General features: G+C 34.5%; 12 protein-coding genes. 7 read left to right on the top strand and 5 right to left on the bottom strand.

Translation table 11 applies throughout. The features are described 5' to 3' along the window. Positions 1-330 precede the first annotated feature (330 nt). Positions 331-2,631 carry an S-layer homology domain-containing protein gene (locus WAX74_RS17900; protein WP_336499035.1) on the top strand — a complete coding sequence of 767 codons (2,301 nt, stop codon included), beginning with the start codon at positions 331-333 and terminating at the stop codon, positions 2,629-2,631. A gap of 74 nt (positions 2,632-2,705) precedes the next feature. Here WAX74_RS17900 and WAX74_RS17895 read toward each other — a convergent pair whose 3' ends face one another. Next, the gene (locus tag WAX74_RS17895) at positions 2,706-3,452 is read right to left on the bottom strand and encodes a hypothetical protein (protein ID WP_336499034.1); all 747 of its coding nucleotides are present in this window, start codon (positions 3,450-3,452) and stop codon (positions 2,706-2,708) included. A 427-nt stretch (positions 3,453-3,879) separates the two neighbouring features. Here WAX74_RS17895 and WAX74_RS17890 point away from each other — a divergent pair, with 427 nt between their 5' ends. The 6 genes from WAX74_RS17890 to WAX74_RS17865 all read left to right on the top strand — a co-directional run bounded on the left by WAX74_RS17890 (position 3,880) and on the right by WAX74_RS17865 (position 8,114). Beyond that, entirely contained in the window at positions 3,880-4,359 is a 480-nt protein-coding gene (locus tag WAX74_RS17890; protein WP_336499033.1) for a PTS sugar transporter subunit IIA, read from the top strand. A gap of 110 nt (positions 4,360-4,469) precedes the next feature. After that, positions 4,470-5,912, top strand: a complete 1,443-nt coding sequence (nagE, locus tag WAX74_RS17885; RefSeq protein WP_336499032.1) for an N-acetylglucosamine-specific PTS transporter subunit IIBC — start codon at positions 4,470-4,472, stop codon at positions 5,910-5,912. Positions 5,913-6,022: 110 nt separating this feature from the next. After that, positions 6,023-7,183 (top strand): N-acetylglucosamine-6-phosphate deacetylase, encoded by a 1,161-nt coding sequence (nagA, locus tag WAX74_RS17880; RefSeq protein WP_336499031.1) that lies wholly within the window; start codon positions 6,023-6,025, stop codon positions 7,181-7,183. A gap of 3 nt (positions 7,184-7,186) precedes the next feature. Then, entirely contained in the window at positions 7,187-7,462 is a 276-nt protein-coding gene (locus WAX74_RS17875; RefSeq protein WP_336499030.1) for an HPr family phosphocarrier protein, read from the top strand. A gap of 68 nt (positions 7,463-7,530) precedes the next feature. Further along, positions 7,531-7,845, top strand: a complete 315-nt coding sequence (locus tag WAX74_RS17870) for a hypothetical protein (protein ID WP_336499029.1) — start codon at positions 7,531-7,533, stop codon at positions 7,843-7,845. A gap of 128 nt (positions 7,846-7,973) precedes the next feature. Further along, entirely contained in the window at positions 7,974-8,114 is a 141-nt protein-coding gene (locus tag WAX74_RS17865; RefSeq protein ID WP_336499028.1) for a hypothetical protein, read from the top strand. Positions 8,115-8,212: 98 nt separating this feature from the next. Here WAX74_RS17865 and WAX74_RS17860 read toward each other — a convergent pair whose 3' ends face one another. The 4 genes from WAX74_RS17860 to speD all read right to left on the bottom strand — a co-directional run bounded on the left by WAX74_RS17860 (position 8,213) and on the right by speD (position 11,285). After that, positions 8,213-9,181 carry an NAD(P)-dependent alcohol dehydrogenase gene (locus WAX74_RS17860; protein WP_336499027.1) on the bottom strand — a complete coding sequence of 323 codons (969 nt, stop codon included), beginning with the start codon at positions 9,179-9,181 and terminating at the stop codon, positions 8,213-8,215. Positions 9,182-9,414: 233 nt separating this feature from the next. After that, positions 9,415-9,654, bottom strand: coding sequence for a helix-turn-helix transcriptional regulator (locus tag WAX74_RS17855; protein WP_336499026.1), 240 nt, complete (start codon positions 9,652-9,654; stop codon positions 9,415-9,417). 1 nt (position 9,655) lies between these two features. After that, complete coding sequence (locus tag WAX74_RS17850; RefSeq protein ID WP_336499025.1) at positions 9,656-10,102, bottom strand: hypothetical protein; 447 nt, start codon at positions 10,100-10,102, stop codon at positions 9,656-9,658. A gap of 367 nt (positions 10,103-10,469) precedes the next feature. Beyond that, entirely contained in the window at positions 10,470-11,285 is an 816-nt protein-coding gene (gene speD / locus WAX74_RS17845; protein WP_336499024.1) for an adenosylmethionine decarboxylase, read from the bottom strand. Positions 11,286-11,610 lie beyond the last annotated feature (325 nt).

The following is an 11,610-nucleotide window of genomic DNA, read 5'->3' as shown; positions in this document are numbered from 1 at the left end:
CTCTGCTTTAGAACGTTACTTAGAAGTACACACTGTAATATAAATTGAAACGCCGTATACGAGAACCGTACGTACGGTGTTGTGAGAGGGGCGAAAATAAGTTAACTTATTCTCCCTCTACTCGATTTTTTGAAGGTATTTTTCAAAGAATGAGGAATGTGGTTATTAAGTAGTAGTTTTACAATTAAGTAAATAGTTGAATATATTTGTGATCCTCCAAACAAATCATACTAAAATCAACAAATGAATTAGAAGTTTATTAAATAAAGAAAAAAGGTATTTTCCTCCTAAATTAAACATAGACTCTATAGAATTGTTTACAATTACCAAATGGAAAAATATTGTTCACAATTTACAGAATTTAGTGTACACTTTAACTATTACAATTTTAGGAGGATTATTTTGGTTAATTTAAAGAAATTTGGTATTGTGTTAACTTCTTCAGCTTTAACTTTAGGAATGTTTACCTCAGTTGCGGGCGCTTCTACTTTTGCAAATGAGCAACCCCAAATTCAAATTCAAGTAGCAGAAACAGAAAAAGTTTTTACTAAAAACGATTTAATCAAAAGATTTAAAGAACTATTCCCTAATAAATATGATTTTTTATCCAATAATGATTTTCACATGGGTAGTGGATATTATTATTCGACAGATAAGGAAGTACGTTATAATTTGTCTTTTAACAAAGAGATTGATGGAAAATATACGTATGGAAGCGTTGGATTTGTGGGAGAAAATTTAGAATTAGAGAACTTTTACTTCCAACCAACCAATGAAAAAGAGGCACTGTTTCCTGCTAAAGTATCCAAAGAGGAAGCAAGAAAGATTGCAGACGAATATTTGAAAAAGTTTGTTGGTGATGGAGAGTATCAATTAGAAGCAAACCCTTATAACTATTATCCTCAGCAAATATTAACAGAGCCTATTCGCTATAATTTTAGTTTTACTCGCACCAAAAATTCAGTATCTATTTCTGATCAAAGGATAGATGTGACTGTTCTTGGTAATGGAGAAGTGACTAACTTTTATAAATCAAATACTCAAAAAGCTGCTACATTTGATGATACGAAACAAATTATTGATAAAGAAGAGCTGCTAAAAAAATATAAAGAAAATTTATCTATTAATCTGCAATATCAAATTGATTATGATTATAGAAATGGTGATAGAAGTGTGAAGCTTGTATATCAACCATCAACTAAAGTGCGAGGAGTTCATGCGTTAACAGGTAAATGGATGACAGCTAACGATTTCTCAGAAGAAGTTCCGTCTAAAACTAAAGTTGAAAAGATTTCATCCACTCCGCTTCCACCTAAACATAATGGGGTCACTCTAGAAGAAGCTAAAAAAATTGCAGAAAAATTTATTAAATCTAAATCAGCCGACATAAAAGTAACGATACAATCGATAAATGAAGTTGAAAATTATAATGGTAATGGTCAGTCAGTTATTAGTGTTGACTATATGTACGAATATCGGAATGGCGGTCACGGAGCTGGTTTAATAATTAATAAAGATACTGGCGAAATCATTCAGTACTACAATATTGATCGAGACATCTCAAGACAATTTGGAGAAAAGCCTGCTGAGAACAAGCTCACTCAAAAGGATGCTCTCGCTCAAGCAGTTAAATATGTAAAAGATATGATACCTTCTTATCTCCATAATTATGCAATGCCAATAGAAGAAGCTTATTATGATGAAATGTCTGAATCATATAATTTCTCATTCCCAAGAGTTGTAAATGGCCTTCTTGTAATTGGAGATCAAATTCAAGTTGGTGTTGCAGGTGATGGTTCTTTAAATAATTTATATATCAATTATTCAGAAATAGAAAAATGGCCAGCTGTCGATAAAGTCATCTCTGAAAAAGATGCTTTAACTAAATTAAATAACGCTCTAAGCTTAAAATTAAATTATGTTAAACAAGAAAACGATAAAGAGAAAAATCACTATGACATCGTATATGTTCCGGTATTTAATGAAGATATGTTTAGCTATTTAGATGCTAATACAGGTGAATGGAAGAGCATAGAAATTGGGGGAAGTCCTGTTGTTATTTCCCATCCGTGGGCTGAAGAGGAGTTAAATTACCTCATTAGCGCAAAAGTCCTAGAGGTTAAGGACGCTAAAAGCTTTAACGGGGATGCTTCAATTTCAAAAGGGGAAGCTCTAAAAGTATTATTAAATTCCATCACTTATTTTTATGATGGTATGTACAACCAAAATACCGAAAATATGAAACAAACTTTTGAAAATATTGATCCTAAACATCCATTATATTCGGCAGTTGAACGTGCAGTTAGTATGGGTGTAATTAAACCAAATAGTAAAACCTTTGATGTGGATTCTCCTATTAAAAGAGAAGAACTATCAACTTGGTATATAAGAATACTAGGTCTTGAGCATGCTGCTAAACATAGTAATATCTACAAATTAGATTTTGCAGATGCAGGGAAAGTCCAAAAAGAGTATATAGGATATGTAGCTTTAGCAAACACTATGGGATTATTTAAAGTTGAAAAAAATCAATTTAATCCTGCTCAAGAAGTGACTTACGCAGAGTTGGCTGTTTCAACCATTCTTCTAGCTCATGAAATAGCTGAAAAAAGAAATGAAATACGTTACTAATTTGTAATTAAACATTTAGAAACCCTCTACCGTCTATATACGGTGGAGGGTTTCTTTTGTTGTATTAAATTGGTTTATTCAGCAGGTAGTACTTCATCAGCTATAATACCAGGAAGAGAGATATTATACCCTGCTTGTGATTCATATGTATATTCTCCATATACTGTTCCATAGATCGTGACAATATCATTATCAACGAAATCTGTATAGCCTTCATATTCGACAAATACAATATCATTAAAACTATAACCATATGATTCTTTTGTTACAGACAATCGAATATTGGTCATACCGTCGCCTTCTAATATTTGTACAATTTCACCAGTGTATTTCACGTATTCATCGCTATAACGGTCTGGGTTCTTTTTCAATTGAGCATACTCGATTGTTTGGGCATTTGCTTTCTTTTCTGCAGCTTCTTTTGCAAGTTGTTCTTGTCTTGCTATTTCTTCTGCTTCTTCTTTTGCTAGCTGCTCAGCTTCGTCTTTAGCCTGTGCCTCAGCTTCTTGTTTTGCTTTTTCTTCTGCAGCCGCTTTTTCTGCAGCTTCTTTTGCTTCACGTGTTGCTTTCTCTTTTGCAGTTTCTTCCTTAACTGGTTCTACCTCTTCCGCAATTTCCGTTTCGGCTGTTGTCGTGGTATCGGTAGTTAATCCAAAAGCAAAAAATGAAATAATCATAACTAATACAGAAATACCACTAAATATAAGCATTTTTTTACCTTTTGTCCCGTTTTTCTTAATAAACGAAACTAACGAAATTATTCCGAATATAAAAATTGCAAAAAGACTAACTATCGATATTACTAAAAATAAACTATCCACTCATATCCTCCTATCTCGTTTCACCTAATTGTACGATAGTTATTTCTGCTTTTGTCACGGGAATTAATGGAAATTTAAATATCAAAAGTAATATAAATTCAATTTTACAAAGTAATAATCTGACGTTAAATAAAAGAACTAATAATTTTTAAGAGCTACTTGGTTTACTATTCAATTTACTGACTCTATCCAGTCTACTTTTTATAACTAGGTTACAGGGTTATTCTCACTAGTATCATATTATTTACGTATTCGTTTAACAGAATGAAAAAAGATTTAATCTATATTTAGGTATGGTGGTAAATTGATAAGAATTTTTTTCTTTTCTATTTACCCCATGCTTTTTTATGTTCTGCTTAGCAAGTCCAGACAATATATATTAGGAATACGATTTTTTTGAGTCTTCATTACAAAGGAGCCAATGCAAATGCTGTCCAAATTTTTTAAATCAAAACTACTAATTTATGCACCACTAAATGGAAAAATAATTCCTATCGAAGAAGTTCCAGATCCTGTCTTTAATCAAAAAATGATGGGGAATGGGGTTGCAATCATACCATTTGGAGGTAAGGTTCACTCTCCAATAGAAGGTACTGTAGTTCTTCTATCCGATACCAAACATGCAATCGGTCTTCGTTCAAAGAATGGAACGGAGATATTGATTCATATTGGTTTGGAGACGGTTTCACTCAGAGGAAGTGGTTTTACGGTATTAGTTACAAAGGGTGAATCTGTTTCTGTCGGGCAACCACTAGTTGAAGTTGATTGGGATTATCTACGCGAACACGGCAAAAGTATTGTTACTCCAATTGTTATTACTAATAGTACAGAAAGAGTTATACAATACGAAGATTCAAAAGAAGGTATTGTCGGTGAAACACTATTGATGACTGCATTTCCTAAATAAAGAAGGAGGGGCCAAAGCTAAAGATAGAAATGATAATTATGTGTAGACTGCAATCATTTTATTTTTATACTTTTATTATCCTAAAAATATGAAAAGAGGATGGGCATATTATGATGAAATATCTTCAAAAGCTCGGACGCTCTTTAATGCTACCGGTAGCTGTATTGCCAGCAGCTGCAATTTTAATGGGTATTGGTTATTGGATTGACCCTACAGGTTGGGGTTCTGGAAATGTATTAGCTGCTTTTCTAATTAAAGCAGGGGCTTCTATTCTTGATCATATTCCAATCCTATTTGCGGTTGGTGTTGCATTTGGAATGGCGAAGGAAAGAGACGGCTCTGCAGCAATAAGTGGCTTAGTTGCTTTTCTTGTTGTAACGACAATGTTATCAACTAATTCAGTTGCTTTGTTGCAAGGTGTAGATGCTGCTAATGTAAACTCGGCTTTTGTGAAAATTGATAATGCCTTTATAGGTATCATTTCTGGACTTGTAGCTGCCGCGATGTTTAATCGCTTCAGTCATGTGAAACTACCTGATTTTTTAGCGTTCTTTAGTGGAAAGCGGCTTGTTCCGATTGTGTCTGCGGTAGCGATGTTAGTTGTTTCTGTAGCATTATTCTTTATTTGGCCAATAGTATATGGCTGGTTAGTTTCGTTTGGTGAGTCAATTAGTAGCCTAGGAGCGACTGGAGCAGGTATATATGGCTTCTTTAATCGTCTCTTAATACCAACTGGCTTGCATCATGCGTTAAATGCAGTATTTTGGTTTGATACGATTGGTATTAACGATATAGGGAAGTTCTGGGATGGTTCGGGTGTTAAAGGTGTAACTGGGATGTACCAGGCTGGGTTCTTCCCGATAATGATGTTTGGTTTACCTGCGGCTGCCCTAGCGATGTATCATACGGCGAAGACAAAAAGAAAAAAACAAGTGGCTTCCCTAATGCTTGCAGCGGGCTTTGCATCCTTTTTTACAGGTGTTACAGAACCTATTGAATTTGCATTTATGTTCTTGGCACCAGCACTTTATGTAGTGCATGCAGCGTTAACTGGTCTGTCCTTGTTCATTGCAGCATCGTTCCAGTGGACAGCCGGATTTGGATTTAGTGCAGGATTTATTGACTTTTTCTTGAGTCTTCGTATACCAATTGCAAATTTACCTTTAATGTTAGTTGTTCAAGGACTGGTTTTTGCGGTTATTTACTATTTCTTGTTCCGATTCTTAATTGTGAAATTTGACTTGAAAACACCAGGTAGAGAAGAGGATGACGAAGAAATAGAGGAAGTCGTTGATAGCTCATCTAGTAGTAAATTCTCCATCTTGGCATCTATTATATACGATGGCTTGGGTGGAGATGAAAACGTATCCTCTGTTGACTACTGTGCAACTCGATTACGTGTTGAAGTATTAGACATGGCTTTGGTAGATCAAAAGAAAATAAAAGATACTGGTGTTCATGGTATCAACGTTGTTGGTCCAACAAGTATTCAAGTAATCGTCGGAACAAGCGTACAATTTGTAGCAGATGAGATAGATAAAATTCGTGAATAGATAACTTTACTCAAGCTGTTTAAAGGAGATTATTCCTTCATTAAACAGCTTTTTTCTCCTAATCATTTAGTATAATTGGTATACATAATAATACTAAGGAGAAGTGAATCATGCCAAAAACTATACTAATTTCCAACGTAACAATCGTAAATCATGATAAAGAAGTAGTTGCGGACTTATTTCTTAGTGATGGAAAGATTGAAAAAATAGGAACACGTTTATCAAACGAAGCAGATATTCATATAAACGGAGCTTCTAAAGGGTGGATTGTATTTCCGGGTTTTATAGATATGCATATTCACGGGTCCGCTGGTTTTGATGCGATGGACGCAACAGAGGAAGCGCTAAGAGGGATGGCACGTTCGTTAGTAAAAGAAGGGACCACAAGTTTTTTACCTACTACGATGACACAAACAACTAAAGCGATAGAAACTGCACTGACAAATATCGCAAGTTTTGAAAGTAGGGCAGATGAAGCTGAAGTTCTCGGGATACATGTGGAAGGCCCATATATTTCTCCTAAACGAGCTGGGGCACAACCGATGGAATTTATTTTAGAACCCACTCTTGAGCAGTTTAATCATTGGCAGCAACTAAGTAACAACTGTATCAAGCAAATTACGATTGCTCCTGAAGTAACAGGTGGTTTTGAATTTGTGGAGGCAATTAGTAATCAGGGTATCGTTGTTTCCATCGGACATTCCGATGCATCTTCCGAAGACGTAGAAAAGGCGGTAAAACTAGGTGTAAAACAAGCAACTCATTTATATAATCAAATGCGCCCATTTCACCACCGTGAACCTGGAGTGGTAGGAAGTGTATTGATTACGGATGAAATAAAAACAGAGCTTATTGTTGATTTTATTCATTGCCATCCGAATGCAGTAAAGTTGGCATACCGATTAAAAGGAGGCTACGGAATTATTCTAATCACAGATGCTATGCGAGCAAAAGGTTTGCCTAATGGAAGCTATGATTTAGGAGGACAAACGGTAAGTGTAACGGAGAAGGGAGCACATCTTCCGAACGGAGCATTAGCTGGCAGTATGCTGACGATGGATCAAGCAATTCGTAATTTTCGACAGGCCACAAATTGTTCTTTAATGGAGCTAGTCTCCATGTCTTCTACAAATGCTGCGAAACAATTAAAGCTTTCCAATAAAGGATCTATTGCGGAAGGTTTAGACGCAGACTTAGTAATTCTAAACAAGGATTTACATGTTCAATTAACAATTTGCAGAGGTCAAATCGTATTCGAAAAGGAGACTTGATAAATGGAAAAAATATTTAAAATCACTACTCCTGAAGGTTTACACGCTAGACCTTCCACTTTATTAGTTTCAGCGGTTACACCTTTTAATTCGGAGGTACAGCTTACGTATAATGGAAAATCGGTAAACTTAAAATCCATTATGGGGGTGATGGCTCAGTCCGTTACTACAGGATCGATTGTCACTATTGCAGCTGAAGGGGAAGATGCGGAGGAACTGTTAAGTAAGGTGAAAGAGGTTATTATCTCGAAAGGACTTGGAGAGGAAGTTTTAAAGTAAGAGAGATCTGTCTTTGTGACAGGTCTTTTATTTTGTTTTAAACACTACAATAATTTATCGGAGGTAGCATGAGAATTTTTATTGGTGTGATAACAATTATATTTGGTGTTTTCTTCGTGAGTTTATCTATTAATTCTTTCGGAAAAATAGGCAATATTATATTGCATTTATATGGAATTGCTTTATGTATATTGAGTGCCTTAGTACTTAGTAACAAGAAAGATGGTAGAATACATACAAGATTTTTAGGAATAGCAATTGCCATGATTTTTTTTGGAATTGCCTTTATATTAAATCCTGGAAGTGGAGCAAGAATCTTTGGATTTATTACTATTATTATGGGTGCTATTTTTTACATAATTGACTATGTTGAAAGAATATAAGCATTTTTAATTTCAGTATTGTTTTTAAATAGATACAGTAGACCATTCAGTGATGGTGAAAAAATAACTTTTGTATAATCAAATTCATCCAGGATAAACTATTTTTTAAAGAAAGGATGAATAGTGAAATGAACGAAAGTAAATTTGCAGAACTAGATCGTGAGCAGTTGCAGGAACTGAATGAACTGGAAGAAAAACTTGGAGTTACGCTAATTGCGTATGACACCGCAACGACAGGTAATTCCTCTTCAAGTCAGCAGTATAATTAATAAAAATAATCTTTTAAACTATGTTTATGAATCTCAACCTCAAGCAGCTTGCAGCCAGTAAATATTTTGCTTCAGCTGCTAGGAGGTTGGACTCCTCATTACATTGTAATGACTATTTTTCCTTGATTGTGACCTTCTTCAAAATACCTGAAAGCCTCTGGAACCTCACTCAGCTTATAACTTCTTTCAATTACAGGTTTAACTTTACCGGCCTCTATTAGATCTTTGATAAAAATCAAATCTTTTTGATTTGCTCTTTGTAAAAAGCTACCCATCTTTTTACTTCCCGTCATTGAAAAGAAAGGTCCTAAAACCATAGCTTGAGTGAATTGGGCACCGGAACCTCCGACCATAACATAATTTCCATTCGGACTAAGAGCACGTTTATAGGCTGAAATAGGTTGATACCCGTTCACAGCAAGAATTAGGTCATAATGTTGCGTATTTTTGGTGAAGTCTTCCTTAGTATAATCAATGACATAGTCTGCACCAATTGACTTTACAATGTTTAAATTTCTCGTGCTGCATACCCCAGTTACCTCAGCCCCAAATGATTTGGCAATCTGGACAGCAAAAGTCCCTACACCACCAGAGGCACCATTAATCAAAACTTTTTGTCCTGATTCAATACTGCCTTTATTTCGTAAACTTTGAAGAGCGGTGGTCGCTGCCATAGGCACTGCAGCAGCTTCCTCAAATGAAAGATTAGACGGTTTTAGTACTAATACGTCTTCAGGGACTGCGACATACTCAGCGAAAGCTCCCCAACCACATCCGGATAGGTCTCCAAACACTTCATCGCCTGGTTTAAATTGCTTAACATTTTTGCCAACCGATTCTATCCGCCCTGCAATGTCACCTCCAGGTATGGAGTATTTTGGTTTCAAAATACCAAACGCAAAGCGGGCAAGAAACGGTTCCCCTTTTAATAGAACCAGGTTTCCATAATTCAAGGATGCTGCATGAACTTTTACCAGAACTTGATTATCGTCCGGAATCGGCGTTTCCACCTCTTTTAATTTTAGAATGTCAGGTGAACCATATTTGTTAGAAATTATAGCCTTCATAACTATTCCTCCTTTCTTAATTTTATGAGAGTACTGGTTTTTTTAGGTTTTTATTTCTTATAAATAAAAGACAAAATATCAACCTAAACTAAGCAGCAAGTAATGCAAAGTTCTTATTTACCTGTTTTAACAAAGCATAAAGTGACCAGGCTACCAAAACATCTAGAATTGAAGTAACCCAAATCCTGCTAATCTAGCATGAGAAAGTAATGATTTTTCTAATATTCCATTAGTCAATTCAATTCCTCCGGATTATTATTCTTTAAATCAAAAGAGAATACTTCCTCCAACGGTAAGTTGAAGACAAAAGCAATACGAAAAGCTAATTCCAAAGAAGGGGAGTAATTCCCTTTTTCAATGGCAAAGATGGTTTGTCGTGTTACGCCTACTTTATCTGCTAGTTGTTGTTGCGTCATTTCACCATGGTTAAAACGCAAGCTCCGAATGTTATTATTAATTAAACATTTTCCCATCTTAGAATCCTCTCCGATATAGATATATCTCCGTGATCAGTCCAACTATTTCAGAGATAACTCCTGAAAGGATAAGTATTATGAACATAACATACGGTGACACATCCATGACCAATGATCCCATTGCTAGAAAAAAGCCCCCTACAAACACATAATGAGAGATTGTTGTCGCTTTCAGTTTTATTAATTTGTCTAGTTCATCAGAAAAAGCAGGCTCTTTTTCATTCGTAGTTATTCGATAGATGATATTGAAAATTATATAAATGATGATTTTTACTGCGATTGATACTGCGATCAAAATGACGATGAAGGTACCCCAAAAACTGAAAACATCTGTTGTATGAAACTTTCCTTCTTGGTACATATGAAACACATACATGGAATAGAGCGAAAAAATTAATAAAGTGCTAATTAAAGAGACGATATTTTTCTTTTCTTGATAGGACATTAACACTCCTCCTTATTACTGAAAATTTTAAAAAGTAAAACTTCTTATACGTAGTGTATTGTTTACTTTACAATATGTATACTATATTTTACATATGATGCAAAAATTTTTTATTATTACTTCCTGCTTATACAACTAGAAAAACAATTACTCGCTGTATAAAGTAAAGTATCCAAGACCTTCTTACTTCTGTTGAAATAGAGAGCAAGTCATTTAGCATCGGTAATCTCATTAGCTGGATTAACGAATGTGCTATTAAACGTAATACAGGAAAGCTGGTAGTTATTTTTTTGGTTTATTTCCATTCTTAATCAATGATAAATAATTGAAGCAAATAAAAAAGGACCAAAAATTTGGTCCTACACATTTATTCTTCTCTTGCCATGTTTTTAGCGTAAAAAATCTCATCCATTTCTGTTTTTAACTTCTTCGTAATGGATATTTTTTCTTCATCGGTTAACTCGTCTTCTGTATAACCGAATAGGTAGTTGTTTAAATCAAACTTTTTGAGTTTACATTTTGTATGAAAAATATTTTCCTGGTATACATTTACATCGATCATTTGATAATACTCTTGTAAGCCAATCGGAATATAGTTTTGAATGGAATTAATGTCATGATCGATAAATAACTTATGACCCGTTACATCTCTAGTAAAGCCTCGTACACGATAATCCATTACCATAACATCTGTCTCAAATGAATGAATCAAATAATTCAACGCTTTCAAAGGAGAAATTTCTCCACAGGTGGAAATATCAATATCCGCACGGAATGTACTAATCCCTTCATCCGGGTGATATTCAGGATAAGTATGTACGGTTATATGACTTTTATCTAGATGGCCAACTAATGTTTCAGGTAGCGGGCCTGGTGATTCTTTAAATGAATCGACTGGAGAATCATCAACAGGTCCTTCCGAAACCAAAATGGTTACACTTGCTCCCTGTGGTTCATAATCTTGCTGTGCAATATTTAAAATATTTGCCTCAATAATATCCGACACTTTGGTTAATATTTTAGTTAAACGTTCCGCATTATATTGTTCATCGATATAGTCAATATAAGCCTCTCGTTCTTCTTTCGTTCTTGTGTAGCAAATATCGTACATATTAAAACTTAAGGTTTTTGTCAGGTTGTTAAAACCATGTAATTCAATCCTTTGTTTAGGAGTTAAACTCATTATTTTGAACTCCTCTCTTTGACTTAAATTTCAGGACTAGTTGAAACAATATATAAAGTATGTGTTAAAACTAGTATTACATTCCCTATAGCTTTATTTTTCCACAAAAACCTTTTCTGAAACATACAATTTACACCTTTTCTCTATAATGAAAAGTGTAAAGAATTAGAAGATGCAAGGATTCATTATGTACAAAGGATATCGGATAAAAAATTATACCTACATAAATTTTTACATATTAGACCGCGTTGAAAGATTATGTCTTGTTTCATTGACACTACTTATCTTAATGCCTATGATTTATTTAAATAGAAAGAAAATTTAG

Source organism: Psychrobacillus mangrovi (assembly GCF_037104765.1).
Classification (GTDB): Bacteria; Bacillota; Bacilli; order Bacillales_A; family Planococcaceae; genus Psychrobacillus; species Psychrobacillus mangrovi.
This window is presented reverse-complemented; position numbering and strand designations above follow the sequence as displayed.